Here is an 18,120-nt window from a genome sequence, read left to right as displayed (position 1 = left end):
ATTTAAAAGGGGGATGGGTTTTATGAAAAAACTCAAAGGGAAATTTTTATCCCTATTGATGTCTTTAGTGTTTGTATTTAATGTATTATGTCCAGTATTTGCAAGTGCTGAGAATCAAACTAATCAGAAGTTAGGCTATATTGAGGGAAAAACTCCTCAAGGGTATGTAACTCTAAGTATAGAGAAATTCACACTTGGACTAGGTTATATACAGGAGCCTATTATAGTTCCTTATTATGAAGGTGATAATGGAGCTAAAGTTGTAGACAGAGTTCTTGGGTCAGAAAACTATCAAGCAACAGGAGATATTGAAAACACTTTTTATATTTCTGGTATAAGAGACAATGACTATAGGACGGAAAACATACCAACATATATTTTAGAAAAATTATCAAGTGATCCTACTTCAAGGAAGAAAGAGGGATGGTTATGTGCATTTGATTATACTCAAATGTCTGGTTGGATGTATACGGTAGGCAATGAATTTCCAAATGTGGGTGTATCTGGATATAATCCACAAAATGGAGATGTAATGAGATGGCAATTTACTGTATACGGATATGGTGAAGATTTAGGTTCATCTTGGGGTTCTATTAAAACATCTAATAAAGATAAGTTAACAACAGCAGTTGCAAAAATAAATAGTGGAGATAATAAATTATCATTACTAAGTAATATAAAAGTAAGGAAAGCATATGATAAAGCTAATAATGTATTAACAAACATGGAAAGTACGCAAGATGAAGTAGATAATGCATTGAAATTATTGGAAAGCTCACTTAAACAATTGGGCATAAATGATAATATAAATAAACCATCACCATCAGTTGATGAAGCAATAAGTTCTACTGGAAAATTTATGATAAATACAGTACCTGAACCGGCTTTTGGTACAGGTGCAGGAGAATGGACAGTTCTTTCTCTTGCAAGAGGAAATATCAGTGTTCCAGAAAATTATTATGGAGATTATTACAAAAGAATAGAAGAAAAAGTAAAAAGTGTAGATGGTGTATTAGACAAGAGAAAATATACAGAGTATTCAAGGTTAATATTAGCATTATCTTCCATAGGCAAGGATGCAAGAAATGTAGCTGGCTATAATATGGTTGCTCCTTTGGCAGATTATCAACAAGTTATATGGCAAGGAATTAATGGACCTATTTTTGCACTTATAGCTTTAGACACTAGAGGCTATGAAATACCAACAGTACAAGAAGGCAAAGAACAAGCTACAAGAGATAAATATATTGATTATATACTAAGTAAAGAAATAAAGACTGGTACTGATGAAGCAGGAGGATGGGCATTATCTGGAACTACACCGGACCCAGATATAACAGCTATGGCACTCCAAGCGCTGGCACCATATAAAGATAATGAAAAAGTGGCTCCTTTTATAGAAAGAGCATTAACTAAACTTTCTAATATACAAAAAGAAAATGGTGGTTATGCAAGTTGGGGAACTGTAAATAGCGAAAGCATAGCTCAAGTTATAGTTGCTTTATGTGAACTAGGAATAGACCCAACAACAGATACAAGATTTATAAAAGAAAAAAATTGGTTATTGACAGCAATTATGGAATTTTACTGTGAAGGTGGAGGATTTAAACACATATTAAATGGCACAGCAAATGGCATGGCTACAGATCAAGCAATGTATGCACTTGTGGCTTATCAAAGATTTTTACAAGGTAAAAATAGTCTTTATGATATGACAGATGTAATTTCTATGTCGCTAAGTGATGTAACCTTACAAAAAAATGAAAGCAAAAAACTAGAATTAAATATAAATGGAGGCTTTACACCTAAAGATATATACTGGTCTACAGATGATGATAAAATAGCGACAGTTTCTCAAGATGGAACAATAGAAGGTATGGGTGTAGGTACTACTAAAGTACATGCATATGTAAATGGACAAACTATATCTTGTAATGTAAACGTTGAGTCAAAACTTACTGGAGTAAAACTTAGTAAAAATGAATTATCTTTAGATTTAGATAAAACATCTACATTGATTGCGAATCCTGATCCAGTAGACTCTATGGGAGATACTACTGTAATATGGAAATCAGAGAATGAATCAATTGCGAAGGTTGATAAAAATGGTTTAGTAACAGCAGTTGGAGCAGGAAAAACAAATATAGTAGCGCAAATAGGAGAATTTACTGCTAAATGTAGCGTTACAGTAAATATACCTATAACAAAAGTTACTATAGATCCAAGTACAGCTAAAATAGCTATAAATGGAACTATAAAACTTTCTGTAATTACAGAACCAGAAAATTCAACAGTAGATAAAACAGTCACTTGGACAACTTCTAGTAGTTCAATAGCAACAGTAGATAAAAATGGTGTAGTAACTGGTAAAAAGTCTGGCACTACAAATATATATGGTAAAGTAGGTGGAAAATCTGCTTACTGTAAAGTAACTGTTATAGGTGAAGATGAAGAAACAGCAAGTTCTGTTATAGAAAAGATTAATACAATAGTAGAAGTTACTTTAGAGAACAAAGAAGAAATTGAAGAAATAAGAAATGCATATAATTCTTTAACAGATGAGCAAAAGAAATATGTTACTAATTTAGATAAATTACTTAAAGCTGAAGAAACAATAAGTAACTTAGAAATAGAAAAAGTAAAAACTATTATTTCAAAAATCCCAGATGAAATAACTTTAAATGATGAAGATACAATAAAGGAAGCAAGAAAAGCATATGATTCATTAAGAAAAGAGCAACAAGAACTATTAAATACTGATTTGACAAACAATATAAGTAAAATAAAAAATGCAGAAAATACAATTATTAGTATAAAAGCAGTTAATAAAGCATTTGTAGATAATGTTGTAAAAGCTATTAATAGTATTAATTTAAGTAATGGGTATAGTGATAAAAATAAAACAGACATATTATCAGCAAAATCAATGTATGACTCATTAAGTGAAAATCAAAAATTATTAATAGATAACTCAACAGTGTCAAAGTTAAATAAATATTTAGAAGAAATTAAAGAATTGGAAATAAGCAACTTTGTAAGTTTGGTTGAAAAAATTCAAAGACCAGCATTAGAGGAAGATATGGATAAAGTAGTAACTTCAATAAGCGCACATGGAAATATGGATAATAGTGCAAAAAATAATGATAAGGTTAAAACTGCAAAAGCTACATTGGATGAGATAGTTCTAGAAATAGGAAAAGACAATGTAAATAAAGAAAATGCTTCAACACTTACAAAGGATTTTTTAGATTTACAACTACCGTTAAAATCAGATAGAAGCACTGTTGAAAAAGCGAAGATGTTAATAAATAGATATGAGTCACTAAATTCTCAATCTAAAAAATACTTTAATGCAAATAATTCAGCAAAAGAATCTTATAACAAAGTGATAGCAAATCTAGAATTAATTAAAAAAGCTGATGAATTTGATAATAAAGTAAAAGATGCTTCTGTAATAGTTACTAATAAAAAACAATTGGAAGAAGCAAAATTAATTTTAAGTGATTTTGATAAGCTTAGTAAAGATGTACAAGATTATGCATTAACAGTAGATAAAATAAATAATTTAAAAAATTTAGTATCAAAAGGTGAGTCAGATTTAAAAGTGGCTACTAAGGTAGACGAATTAATAAGCAAAATACCATCAAAAATAACAGAAAATGATTATAAGCAGGTAAAAGAAGTAAAATTGGCTTATGATAAATTAAGCAAAGAACAAAAAAATTATGTGGAAAAAATAGACAAGTTAAATAGCGCAGTAAGTCAACTAAAAGTTGAGTTTGACAATAACATGACTATAAATAATATTAAATACAATGCAACTACAATTACAGGTAAAGGACAAGGTGGTGCTAAAGTACAAGCTTATGTTGGAAATAAGCTAATAGGATCCTCAACTGTTTTAGCTGATGGAACTTACTCTATAAAAGTACCCAAGCAAGCAGGAGGAACAAAGATTACTGTAAAAATGATTAAGGATGGATACATATCACAAAAATTATCAAAAACAGTATTAAAACAAATAAAAATTTTTACAGTAAATAGAATAAAACCAAATGATAAATTAGTAACAGGTAAAGGTATTTCAGGAGCTATAGTTAGAGTATACTCAAATAATAAAGAAGTAGGAAAAATAACAGTAGATAAGAATGGAAAATACTCTGTTAAAATACCTACTCAAAAATTATATGATAAAATAAATGTTAAAATTTCAAAAGCAGGATATTATACAGAAGGAAAAACTACAACAGTTTTAAATGTATTCTCTAAAACACTTACTGCAAATTCGATTAAATCAACATCAACAAAAATTAGCGGCAAAGGTCAACCTGGAGCAACGATTAGAATTTATGTAAATGAAAAACAAATAGGTAAATCAGTTAAGGTTAGTAAAAATGGTACTTACTCAATAAGCATACCAAAACAAAAGAAAAATACTAAAATCACTATAAAAATGAGCAAAACGGCTACAACAAGTGTATATAAAGAGATAGTTGTAAAATAATTAAAAGTCATCAAATAATTTTGCTTAATATAAAATTTACCCTTTTTAATAAATCCTCCATATTTGGAGGATTTATTTATATAAATAGTAGTAAGGGTAAGTAGTACTACCAAAGTAACTTTAGTGTAATCTTATTGTTAATTTATTGATAAGGAATTTGTCAATAACTATAATCAAATGAGTAGTTAGAAAATTTTTATTAAGGGGTGATTTCATGGAGAGATTAAAATCTAAAATAGGTAGGATGTTATCAGTATTAATGGCATTTATTTTAACTTTTGTTATGTGTTTTTCTATGCCACAAAATGCTGAAGCAGCTTCTACTCCAAAAGGATACGTTACAGTTAGTATGGAAAAATTTACTTTGGGACTTGGTTATATTATAGAACCAGTAAGAGTTCCCATATATGAGGGGGATACTGGTGCGAAGATTATAACGAGGCTAATAGATGAAAATTTGGGAAAAGGTAGCTATAAACATACTGGAAGTATAGGTGATCAATCAGGTGTAGTGGGACAATCATTTTATTTAGCAAGTGTAAAAGATAGAGATAAAAGAGAGGCTAAAATACCAAAATATATTTTAGATGTGTGTGATGAGCCCTATGGAAGAGATGAGCAAGACTGGTTAGGTGAGTTTGATTATACATTTATGTCAGGGTGGATGTATGCTGTAAATAATTGGTTTCCTAACTATGGATCAGGACAATATAAATTAAAAGATGGAGATGTGATGAGATGGCAATATACTGTTTGGGGGTATGGCGCTGATTTAGGATCGACATTTATGTCTGGTGATAGTGGTACGGATGCATTAGTAAAAGCAGCTAATAAAGATGAGTTAACTACAGCTGTTGCTAAAATAAATAGCTCAGATGAAAAGGAATATATTTTGCAAGATAAAGATGTAAAATTAGCTTATGATAATGCGTACAAAGTATTACAAAACATGGAATCTAAACAAAATAAAGTAGATGGTGCTTTGGATACTTTAAATAAAGCCTTAAGAAATGTTGAAGCTCCTAAAATGCTATCTGTTAGTACAGTATTAAATCAAGAATATACAGGAAAAGAAATAAAACCATCTGTAACAGTAAAAGATGGAAATAAAACATTAAAATCTGGAACAGATTATACATTATCATATAGTGATAATAAAGATATAGGAACGGCTACAGTAAGAGTAACAGGTATAGGCAATTATAAAGGTTATGTAGGAAAAACTACATTTAAAATTGTAAAGAAAAAAGAATTTACGGTATCTTCAATATCAAATCAAGAATATACAGGAAAAGAGATAAAACCGTCAGTAACAGTAAAAGATGGAAATAAAACATTAAAATCAGGAACAGACTATGTATTATCTTATAGTAATAATAAAAAAGTAGGAACAGGTAAAGTAAAAGTAACAGGTAAAAATTATTATGAAAAATTTGGAAAAGAAGTAACATTTAAAATTTTACCTAAAAAAGTAAAAAACGTAAAAGCTTCTACAACAACTTCATTAGTTAAACTTACTTGGGACAAAGTACCAGAAGCCAGTGGATACAGAATTTACAGATACAATTCTAAAACTAAATCTTATGACCATATATCTACTGTAAGCAAAAATAGCACTACTTCATATACAAATTCAAAAAGAAGCCCAGCAACAAGCTATTCTTATAAAGTGAGAGCATACACAACAGATAGTGGAAGGACTTATTATGGCAATTTTAGTGATGTAAAAAAAATAACTACAAAACCATCAACTCCAAGTATTAAATTAAGCGCAGGAAGTAAAAAAATTAAAGTATCTTGGAATAAGATAACAAATGCAAGTGGATATGAAGTTTATAGAGCAACTAGTAAATCTGGAAAATATTCAAAAATAAATACAATAACTAAGGGGTCTACATTATCATATACAAATAGTAAACTTACTAAAAACAAAACTTATTATTACAAAGTTAGAGCATATAAAACTGTTGATGGAAATAAAGTTTATAGTTCATTCAGTAGTATGAAATATACAAAAACAAAATAATTAAGTTACAAGGGGAAGTAGAATGAAAAACAAAATAATATCAAAATTTTTATCTGTATTAATGACATTTATGATGATAATTTCTTTCGCACCTACAAATGTATTTGCAGATAGTACAAAATCAAAAAGTAATTCTATTGAAATAAAAGAGGACGACTTAAATGGTAATCAATATGAAACATATTACTATGTAGAAAATGAAAATTATACTTATAAGGGTAAAAGTGTAGAGTTTATATCAGAAAACCAAATTAAAGCTGGGGATGAAACTTTAAACTTAAAAAACAAAAAGACTACAGTGAATATAAAAGTTGAAGGTGATAAAGCCACTATAGCATTTACGGGTATTAATACACCTATAGGTTCTGTAAGTGGTCAATGGAACTCGACTTATGCAGGAGAAACAAAAATATCTTATGAGACAGATATAGAAAGTCAAGCAAAAATAACTTCTAAAAATTATGATCTTAAGACTTTGGAAATAACAGGACTAACAAATGGAACTTATCATTTAACAAATGGATCTATATATGAAAAAGCAAATGAGTGGAGTCCAGGTATACCAGGAATAGGAACAGAAGGATATTTTGGAAGATTACCAGATATAACTTTTACAGTAGAATCTGATAAAGAACAACCAGTAGGAAAAGTGAATTTATCAATAGAAAAAAGAACTATTGGCAAAGGTGACACTTTGTCAATGGAAGAAGTTGATATGTATGAAGGGGATACTGCTTGGGATGTATTAAAAAGAGAAGCAGATGCTAGAGGAATAGAGTTAAAATACACTCATTATGAAGCTTATAACTCTGTTTATGTATCTTCTATCGCAGGTGATGGAGAGTTTGATAATGGACAAGGAAGCGGATGGAAATATGAAGTAAATGGAGTATTCCCAGATGTAGGCCTATCAGCTTATAAGTTAAAAGTAAATGACACAGTAAGATTAAGATATTGTATAACAGTAGGAAGTGAAGAATTAAATAATCCACTTGTAGATTATTTAAAAGAATTAATCGAAGATGCAAAAGATACAATTAAAAATGGAAATTATACTTCACAATCTATAGCTAAAGTTAACACAGCTATAAAAGATGCTAAAGTAATAACTTCAGATGAACAATATAATTGCAAAGACACTGACAAGGAGTTAATAGTAAGTAAACACATTAAAGAAATAAATGATTCAGTGACCACATTGGAGAAAGAAGATACAGACTATGGCGGAGATGTAGAAGTACCAAGTAATGTACCAGATGATTTCGAAAATGATTTGTGGTTGCAATATGACTATAAAGAATTAAAAGTTAATGGCACAGCTACTATATATCCAAGAAGAGTACCTCAAATAATAGACAATCCAATAAGTAACAATGTAACAAGACCAAACTTTAATTTTCAAATAATATCAGGTGATAGCATAAGTCTAGATACAACAAAATCTACAGATAAAGCAACAGTTACAGCAGTCAAAGAAGGTACTTCCATAGTAAAAGTTACATATGATGCATATGGAAGTTATGGAGCATCTTCAATAGTTAATACGGCTTATGTTGTATATGATGTAGTAAGAGATAGTGATACAGGAATAACTATAAATTCAAATATTAAAGAAACTTCTTACGACACAATTTACTATAAAGAAGGCTCAACAGTTGACTATGAAATAAATCCAATTATCACAGGTGCTGATTCTGTTGAAGTAACATGTAATGGAAATGTAGTTACTGAAAAAAATGGTAAATATACTGCAAAATTAAAAAATAGAAGTAACATTATAGGCATAAAAGCAACTAATTCAAAAGGAACTAAGAGTTATTACAAAGTTGTAGATGCTAGAAAAATAGAAATGTCAATAGTTAATAGCTCTAGACCTGGTGCTACATTTGAAGCTGGCGATACTGCTAAAATAAGTTTTAAAGGGATAACTCATCCAGTGTATAAATTAGCAACAATATACAATCCAACTTGGGCAAGTACAGGAGCCTGGGCATCAAAAGGTACTTTTGTTGAGTATAAAAATGATTCATTAGGTACTGTAAAAGGATATTGTAATCAATGGGATCTAGCTACGGTAAATACTATTAAGGTAACTTTTGATAAATCAGGAGAGTACAAATTTAATTCAGGACAAATATTTAGTGAATGGTGGGGAAGTGAGCTTGGGGCTGATAAAGGACAAGAAGGTTCAGGAGATCCCAACTTAAATGCTCCACAAAATTCAAGATATTTCTCTTCGATGCCAGACTTTACAATAAATGTAGCATCAGCAGAATATAAACCAGTTGAAAGTGTAAAAATCAATGAAAAAGATATATCTATAGAAGCTACGGAGGAGACTAAATTAACTGCTACTGTACTTCCAGAAAATGCTACAGATAAAACTATAACATGGTCAAGTGATAATGAAGAAATAGCTGTTGTTGATGAAAATGGAGTGATAAAAGGATTAAAAGAAGGAAATGTTACAATAACAGTTACTGCAAAAGATTCAAATAAAACGGATTCTATAACTGTTAAGGTAAGACCAGAGGAACCGGCTACTAAGGAAGAGAGAGAATCATTAAAATCCTTAATAGAAGAAGTAGAATCAATTGATGAAAGTAAATACACAGAAGAGACTTGGATAAAATTACAAGAACAATTAAAAATATCAAAGGAAGTTTATAATAATGAGAAATCTTTAATAAATGAAATAAATAATACAACGAAGGACTTACAACAAGCAATAGATAATCTTAAAAAAGCAATAAATGCAACTATATCTCCAGAAACAATTGAGGCAGGAGATGAAGTTACCATAAAATTTACTGGCTTAGAAGTACCAGATATAAGTAATGATGGCAATGGTAACAGTAGATTAGAAAGATTTAATCTTATATTTAATACTAATATGCCAGGTGTTTCACAAATCAAATCTGAAAATGCAATAACAAATAGTGAAGTAATAAAAACTATTAAATTTACAGTTCCAGAAGATACAAAAGCAGGAGAATATACTTTATCAGATGGATACATAGAAGCATATTGGAGATCTGTTATACATCCTAATATGCCAATTGAATTGGCACCAGCCGTCACTAAAAAGTACTGTGAAAACGAATTGCCTAACATAACTATAAAAGTAACAAATGTAGAAGAAGAAACAACAGACAAAGTATTGGTACAAAAAGTAAGTGAAAAAATAGAAGCAATAGATTTAACTAGTGGGTTCAGCTCAGTAGAAAAAAATAAAGTAAACAATGCTAAGAATGAATTTGATAAATTAAGTGAAACTCAAAAATCTTTAGTACCAAAAGAACTACATGAAAAATTAAATATATCAATAGAGAAAATAAAAGAATTAGAAATAGATAATTTTGTAAATTTAGTTTCTAAAATAGAAAGACCAACAACTGAAACTTCTATTGATAAAGTAATATATGCTGCTGGGGCTTATTCTAATATGGACAGTGAATTACAACAACACTTAAAAGTAAAAAATGCTAAAAATATTTTGGATCAAATTATACTAGAAATATCAAATGAGCCAGAAAAACCAATAGAGAAAGAGTTTAAAAAAGCATTATCAATAAATAATATAAAATATAATTCAACATCTATAGCTGGAAAAGGTGAAGCTAGAGCTGAAGTTCATGCATATATTGGTTCTAAATTAATAGGATCATCAACAGTTAAAAAAGATGGTACTTATACTATTAAAACTGACAAGTTAAGTGGCGGAACAACGATAGCTGTAAAAATGAAAAAAGAAGGATACAAAACAGAAGAAGTAAAAAAATCAGTTTTAAAGGAAATAAAGAAATTCACAGTAGACAAAGTAAAATCTGGAGATAAAAAAATAACAGGTACAGGAAATGTTGGGTTTTATGTTCGAGCATATGACAAAAGTGGAAAACAAATAGGAAGTGCTGTAAAAGTAGATTCAAAAGGAAAATTCTCTATATCTGCGCCAAAACAAGCTGCCAGCAAATCTGTAACTGTAAAAATGTCTAAATCAGGATATTATACAAGAAGTAAAACAACAACAGTTTTAAAAGTATTTAGTAAAAAATTAAGTGTAAATTCGATAAAATCTAGATCGAAGGTAATTACAGGAAAAGGACAATATGGTGCGACAGTAAGAGCATATGTTAATGGAAAGCAAATAGGAGAAACTATTAAAGTATCTAAAAATAACAAGTTTAGTGTGGACATACCTAAACAAAAGAAAAATACTAAGATTACTATAAAAATGACTAAAACTGAAACGCTAGGATTAGAAAAAACCATTACAGTAAAATAATATTTTTAAGTTAGGATAATAGGATATTTATCATCATATTTATCCTAACTTTTTTAATAAAAATGCATTTAGAAGTAGTATACAAGGTAGTACTACTGTAGTAACTTAAGTATACTCTTTACTTTATCTTATTGTATATAAATAAAATAAAATTTACCATTTAGATAGGTTGAAATAATGATTCTAAAATTTTTAAAAAGGGGGAAAGATTTTGTTTAGGAATAGAATATTAAAAAAAATAATATGCATATTGACCTTTGTAGTAATGGTAACTACTTGCTTAAGTGGATCTTATGCATTATCGCTAAAAACTCCCAATCCAAGTGTTAAGGAGGCTATAAATAATACAGGTATATTGATTCACAAAAATACGCCTAATCCAAATGTAGGAACATTTAGTGGTGAATGGTCCATATTATGTTTAGCGAGAGGTGGAATTAAAATACCACAGTCTTATTATGATAAATATTATTCGAATGTAGTTAAAACGCTAAAAGAATGTGATGGTGTTTTACATAATATGAAATATACAGAGTACTCTAGAGTTATTCTAGGTTTAACATCCATAGGAAAAGACCCAAGAAATGTTGGGGGATATAACTTACTTGAAAAGTTGGCAGACTTTAATAAAGTAATAAAACAAGGTATAAATGGCCCTATTTTTGCTCTTATAGCTTTTGATACTAATAATTATGAGATACCAATAGTTGATGGTGTAAAAGTTCAAACTAGTAGAGAAAAACTAATTGATTATATTTTAAGTAAAGAAATTGATGGGGGTGGATGGGCACTTAGTGGAAAAGTTCCAGACCCAGACATTACAGCAATGGCTTTACAATCATTAGCACCATATAAAAATGAAGAAAAAGTTAAGCCATATATTAATAGAGCTATTAAAGTATTATCAAAATTACAAAATGATAAGGGCGGATACTCTAGCTGGGGAACTACAAATAGTGAAAGTGTTGATCAGGTTATAGTGGCACTATGCGCACTTGGAATAGACCCAGGAAAAGATGAAAGATTTATTAAAGGTGATTGCTGGTTAATATCTAACTTAATGAGATTTTATGTTAAAGGTGGCGGATTTAAACATGTGGAAAATATGGAAATCGACGCAATGGCTACTGATCAAGGAATGTATGCATTAGTCGCATACCAAAGATTTTTAGATGGTAAAAACAGACTTTATGATATGACAGATGCAAAAGAAACATTATCCACTGGTGAAAATTCTGATTTAGTTAAACCTAATGATGATAAAGACAATAACAAAGATAATAATAATCAAAATTCCTCCGGGGGAATAATAAACCAGGATAATAACTTGGATAGTAATACAAATAGTAATTCATCATCAAGTAATAACTCAAGTAGTTCAGGCAGTTCAAATACTTCAGGTAACACAAGCAATTCATCTAAAAACAATAAAGATGCTACTATAAACTTCAAAATTATTTACGAAGGTGAAAAAGATGGTCTAATTCCTGAAAATAAAAAATGTATAGTTGTAGAATTCCCTAAAAGAGATGATCAAGCAGGAGTAGTATATGATGAAAAAAACAGTTTGTATTATAGTGAAGAATTATCAAAACTAAGTAAATCACCTACATATATAGGTCTTATTAGCAAAGATAGTAAAAAAGAAGATTTAATAAATATGAAAAAATATAAGTTCATGAAAGAAAAAGGAGAAGAAATAATATTCGGAGATTTGAATAGTGACAAAATAGTTAATGGACAAGATATATTGAATTTACAATCAGTTCTAAATGGAAAGGTGAAAATTTCCAAGGATAAAGAAATTATTGCTGCAAATGTGACAATGGATTCTAAAATTGATAATGGAGATATTGATAGCATAATAAATAAGTTTGTAAGTAATAAAGATTATAAAGTCTTTAGTATATACAAAGATGAGAATAAAAAAGACAAAGAATCTGATAAAGTAAGTGAGGAATCTTAAATGTTAAATGATTTGAATAAAAAACAAAAATATACCATATTAATTTTGCTTTCTATTTTAGTAATTGTAATAGGAATTTCTTACATTGTTGTTATAAACTCACAAGAAAAAAATACTAAAAATGATATAGATAATAATAATGAAATAAAAAAAGAAGTATTAATGTCACTAGATGGAGATAGCGTTTTATCTATGAATAATAAAGATGCTTTTAAATTAAAGTTAAAGATGTCACAGATTCCTTCTAACATATATTCAAGCGCAAGTTTTTCTATTTCTTTTGATAAAGATAAAGTTGAATTTATTGATATAAAAAAGGGAGATATATCAACCTTCTCATCTAATTCACCATCATGGCAATATGATGTAAAAGCAAGTAATAAAAGGGGGCAAGCTAATATTATGTATCTGGATTCTACAGGAGGAAAAGAATCATTCACTAGTAAATCCATAGTATCAGAGGAAAAAAATAATGTTTTAATATTAGAATTTAAATTAAAAGATAATGTAGAAAGTGGAGAAAATATAAGCTTTAAGATAAAAGATGCAGTTTTTGCAACTGTTAATGGGGACAAAGATAATTCAAGTTTATCAACAAAAAATAAAAACATTAAATTTGAAGACTGTAATATAAAAATAGAGTAATTTGTGAGGGGGATGAGAAAGATGAAGCAGATAAAAAAAATAGTCATATCATTATTTCTGATTATGGTTTTTGCTCTTACAGGATGTAATGTAGTTAGTGGTGGTGAAGGAAGTGGAGCTTCTGGGGATAATAGCAAAATCCCAGACAATGGAATAGTTACTGCAGAAACATTTGAAAAAATAAAAGATAGTGGAGAGATGGCTTTACTTGAAGGTAATAATAAAGATTTTTCTTATGAATGGATGTTTTTAGCTAGTGATATTAAAGAGCCTAAAGATATAAACTTAAAAGTTAACTCAGTAAGTGAAAATATAGATTCAGTAAAAGAAAAATCTAAATCAGATATAGTTTATGGATTTTCTTTTGAACAAACTTCAAGTTTAGAAAGTAACACAGCTTTATCAATTATATTTAATAGTAAATTAAAATGTAGTGCAGCTGATATATACAAGTTAAATTCAGATAAATTAGAAAAAGTAACTACAGCTACTGTAGATTTTTCATCAGACAAAACAACTATTAACTTTAGTATACAAGATCGAGAAGGAACATTTTATATTGTAGGAAGTGATCCAAAACAAGCAGCAATAGATGCAGATACTGATGGAAGTAGTTCAGATAGTTCAAATGGTGGAAGTAGTGATGATAGTAAGGGTGACAAAGCAAAACAAAGTTTAGAATATAAAAAGCAAATGGGAATTAATGTAGAAGAGGGAACTCCAGGAAAAGATGGAAAGGATAAATATCTAACAGATCCAACTCCAGCAGGAAAACCTAAACCATTTGAATGGAATGAAGGTGGAAATAAAGTTGATAAAAGTAAAGTAGCAGGATATGTGACTTTGTCAATAGATTGTAAGACTTTATTAAAACCTGCAAATAGAAAGGTTGCAATAGAAAATGGAAAAGGAGATATGATTCCATCAGATGGAATTATATATAAAACTAAAAAAGTTAAGTTTTATATAAATGAAACAGTGTTCGATGTTTTATTAAGAGAAGTAAAAGCTAATAAAATTCATATGGAATTCTCAATGACTCCAATTTATAACAGTAATTATATAGAAGGTATTCATAACTTATATGAGTTTGACGGAGGAGAGCTAAGTGGATGGATGTATCAAGTTAATGGATGGTATCCTAATTACGGATGTAGTAGATATAAATTAAAAAATGGTGACAGCATAAAATGGAGATATACTTGTGATTTAGGACAAGATGTTGGATGTGATTGGATGGCAAATAAAAAATGATAAATTCTTTTAAATCTTATCATCCAATCGTAAATTTTTATTATTTTACAGTAGTAATATTATTTAGCATGTTTTTTATGCATCCTGTTTTTTTAGGTATATCTTTTATTACATCATTTATTTACTCTATTTGTTTAAATGGAGGAAAAGCTGTAAAGTTTAATATAGTATATATGATACCATTTTTAGTATTTTGTGCAGTAATAAATCCAGCTTTTAGTCATGCAGGAGTAACTATTCTTGGATACTTTAGTACAGGAAACCCATTAACACTAGAATCTATTGTTTATGGGATAGCGGCAGCAACTATGTTTATATCCATGATTCTTTGGTTTTCTTGCTATAATGCAGTAGTATGTTCAGATAAATTTATATATCTATTTGGACGAGTAATACCAGGATTATCACTTATTATATCTATGGTATTAAGATTTGTACCAAAGTATAAGGCTCAAATTAAAGTAATATCTAATTCACAAAAATGCATAGGAAGAGATGTTAGTAACGGAAATATAATAACTAAGGCTCTGAATGGAATAAAAATTTTATCTATAATGATGACTTGGGCATTGGAAAATGGGATAGAAACAGCTGATTCAATGAAATCAAGGGGTTATGGTCTTAAAGGAAGAACTAGTTTTTCCAATTATAGATTTGATGATAGGGATAAAATTGTAATGACTATAATGATTTTTTTTACAATAATAATTTTAATAGGTCATTCTAGGGGAGAAAATACTATGATTTACTTTCCAGCTATAAAAATGGTCCCTATTACAATATTTAGCGTAATTGATTATACTGCATATTTTCTTTTATGTATTACCCCAGTGATTCTTGATATTAAGGAGGAAATAAAATGGAGATATTTAGAATTGAACAATTAGCTTTTTCTTATCCTAATATGGAAAAACTAGCTTTAAAAAATATAAATTTAACTATTGAATCTGGCGAATTTGTAGTTATTTGTGGAAAGTCAGGCTGTGGGAAAAGTACATTAATAAGACATTTAAAAACAGTGCTTACACCTTATGGAAAAAGAGAAGGTGATATATATTTTCAAGGAAAACTACTTGATCTAGTTGATGATAGAACTCAGTCATCGCAAATAGGGTATGTATTGCAAAGTCCTGAAAATCAAATAGTAACAGATAAAGTATGGCATGAATTAGCTTTTGGGCTTGAAAGTTTAGGTTATGATAACAATACAATTCGACTTAGAGTAGCTGAAATGGCCAGTTTCTTTGGTATACAAACTTGGTTTAGAAAAAATGTAACAGAGCTTTCAGGTGGACAGAAGCAATTATTAAATTTGGCTTCAATTATGGCAATGCAACCATCGGTATTAATTTTGGACGAACCAACTAGTCAACTAGACCCTATAACAGCTAGTGATTTTTTAAAGACTATAAAAAAAATTAATGAAGAACTGGGAATTACAATAGTAATGGTAGAACATGATTTAGAAGAAGTTTTTAATATGGCTGATAGAATAATACTTATGGATGAAGGAGAAGTAATTATTGATGATAAGCCAAAGAATGTGGGAAGAAAGGTAAAGCAGTTAATGCCAGATATGTTTGAGGCGATGCCATCTCCTATAAAAATAGCTTCTTCTTTAAATATAAATGAAACACCGATTACTGTAAAAGAGGGACGATATTTTATTAATGAATTATTTGTAAATGAAGAAGTAGCATATACAAGGGTAGAAGATGATAAAGAAAATAATAATATATATTCAGATAAAGCAGCAATAAAAATGAAGGATGTTTGGTTTAAATATGAGAAAAATGGCAATGACATTGTAAAAGATTTAAACTTTGAAGTTAAAGAAGGTGAGTTTTTCTGTATAGTAGGAGGAAATGGTACTGGAAAAAGCACAACAGTCTCATTAATATGCGGAATAAACAAACCTTATAGAGGTAAAGTAGAACTCTTTGACAAAAATATAAAAGAATATAAAAATAAAGAGCTATTTAATAACAATATAGCTATTCTTCCTCAAGATCCTCAATCTTTATTTGTGAAAAATACAGTAGAAAAAGATTTATATGAAATGTTTCCTAAGTTGGGAATGAGTAAAAAGGAAAAGGTAGATAAAATAGCAAAGATATCTAAATTAGTTGAAATAGAAAATTTATTAAATCACCATCCATATGACTTAAGTGGAGGAGAACAGCAGAGAGCAGCTTTGGCAAAAGTGTTGCTTTTAGAACCTAAGTTATTAATACTTGATGAGCCAACAAAAGGCTTAGATGCTCATTTTAAAGTTAAATTTGCTAAAATAATAAATAAATTAATAGAAAACAAAGTAACAGTAGTTATGGTATCTCATGATATAGAATTTTGTGCAAGTTATGCTCATAGATGTTCTCTTTTCTTTGATGGAAGTATTGTAACTAGTAATACACCAAATAAGTTTTTCTCGGGAAATAGTTTCTATACAACTGTAGCAAATAGAATGAGTAGGCAGGTATTTGAAAATGCTGTAACATGTGAGGATGTGATAACTTTATGCAATGGGAACAAGGAAGCAATGCTAGAAACATTAGCTTAGTAGATAATATATGTGAGAATATTAATTCTATAGAAGAAAAAAAGAAGAAAATATATATAAAAGAAGAAAAAAAAGAGAAAAGAAAAAAAAGAAGTAGACGTTATTATTTTGCTAGAAATAGAGTTGCAAAAAGGACTTTAGCAAAAGATTATAAATTAAGTAAAAGAACTTTTGTAGCCATGTTTATAATATTACTTGCTATACCATTTACTATATATTGGGCGGTCTTTCATGGAAATCAAAGAGAAAATTATTATATAACCAGTCTTGTTATAGTTGTAGAAACTATGATACCATTTTTTATGGTATTTGAAGATAGGGATCCGCAGGCTAGGGAACTTGTTGTAATATCGGTGTTAGCAGCTATAGCAGTAGCCGGAAGAGGTGCCTTTTTTATGCTTCCTCAGTTTAAACCTGTTGTAGCTATAGTAATAATAGCAGGTGTTTGTTTTGGAGGAGAAGCTGGTTTTTTAGTGGGAGCTGTATCTGGCCTTGTGTCTAATTTCTTTTTTGGACAGGGACCTTGGACTCCATGGCAAATGTTTGCCTTTGGTATAATAGGATTTATAGCAGGAGTATTATTTAAAAAAGGAATGTTAAAAAAGAAAAAACTATCTTTATGTATATATGGAGGGATTTCGACATTTTTAATATATGGTTTTTTATTAGATACTGCATCTATAATTATGTTTTCAGAAAAAAACATAACAAAAGCAGGAGCTATATCAGTATATATAAGTGGTATACCATTTAATATGGTTCATGCCATATCAACAATATTTTTTTTGTTTGTACTTAGTAAACCTATGATAGAAAAGCTTGATAGAATAAAGGTAAAATACGGATTAATTGAACCATAAAAATAATGCTCCTTTAGAGG

Annotated in this window: 9 protein-coding genes; all 9 read left to right on the top strand. The window is 29.2% G+C overall.

Features of this window, described 5'->3' with window-relative positions:
* The first annotated feature begins 22 nt into the window (after positions 1 to 22).
* Complete coding sequence (locus tag K0039_RS04560; protein WP_228103847.1) at positions 23 to 4,504, top strand: Ig-like domain-containing protein; 4,482 nt, start codon at positions 23 to 25, stop codon at positions 4,502 to 4,504.
* A gap of 214 nt (positions 4,505 to 4,718) precedes the next feature.
* A complete protein-coding gene (locus tag K0039_RS04555) occupies positions 4,719 to 6,530 on the top strand; it encodes a DUF4430 domain-containing protein (protein WP_228103846.1) in 1,812 nt (603 codons plus the stop codon).
* A 22-nt stretch (positions 6,531 to 6,552) separates the two neighbouring features.
* On the top strand, positions 6,553 to 10,815 hold the full coding sequence (locus K0039_RS04550; RefSeq protein WP_228103845.1) for an Ig-like domain-containing protein: 4,263 nt from the start codon (positions 6,553 to 6,555) through the stop codon (positions 10,813 to 10,815).
* A 211-nt stretch (positions 10,816 to 11,026) separates the two neighbouring features.
* The gene (locus K0039_RS04545; protein WP_228103844.1) at positions 11,027 to 12,781 is read left to right on the top strand and encodes a hypothetical protein; all 1,755 of its coding nucleotides are present in this window, start codon (positions 11,027 to 11,029) and stop codon (positions 12,779 to 12,781) included.
* Entirely contained in the window at positions 12,782 to 13,426 is a 645-nt protein-coding gene (locus K0039_RS04540) for a cohesin domain-containing protein (protein ID WP_228103843.1), read from the top strand.
* A gap of 21 nt (positions 13,427 to 13,447) precedes the next feature.
* A complete protein-coding gene (locus tag K0039_RS04535; RefSeq protein WP_228103842.1) occupies positions 13,448 to 14,680 on the top strand; it encodes a DUF4430 domain-containing protein in 1,233 nt (410 codons plus the stop codon).
* Positions 14,677 to 15,567 (top strand): energy-coupling factor transporter transmembrane component T, encoded by an 891-nt coding sequence (locus tag K0039_RS04530; protein ID WP_228103841.1) that lies wholly within the window; start codon positions 14,677 to 14,679, stop codon positions 15,565 to 15,567. Before K0039_RS04535 ends, K0039_RS04530 begins: the two co-directional genes overlap by 4 nt.
* A complete protein-coding gene (locus K0039_RS04525) occupies positions 15,540 to 17,240 on the top strand; it encodes an ABC transporter ATP-binding protein (RefSeq protein WP_228103840.1) in 1,701 nt (566 codons plus the stop codon). Before K0039_RS04530 ends, K0039_RS04525 begins: the two co-directional genes overlap by 28 nt.
* Positions 17,198 to 18,100, top strand: a complete 903-nt coding sequence (locus K0039_RS04520; RefSeq protein WP_228103839.1) for an ECF transporter S component — start codon at positions 17,198 to 17,200, stop codon at positions 18,098 to 18,100. Before K0039_RS04525 ends, K0039_RS04520 begins: the two co-directional genes overlap by 43 nt.
* The last annotated feature ends 20 nt before the right edge of the window (positions 18,101 to 18,120 follow it).

Source organism: Terrisporobacter mayombei (assembly GCF_020748465.1).
In the GTDB taxonomy this organism is placed as follows: domain Bacteria; phylum Bacillota; class Clostridia; order Peptostreptococcales; family Peptostreptococcaceae; genus Terrisporobacter; species Terrisporobacter mayombei.
The sequence above is the reverse complement of the archived record's forward strand: the minus strand, read 5'-3'. Positions and strand labels throughout refer to the sequence as shown.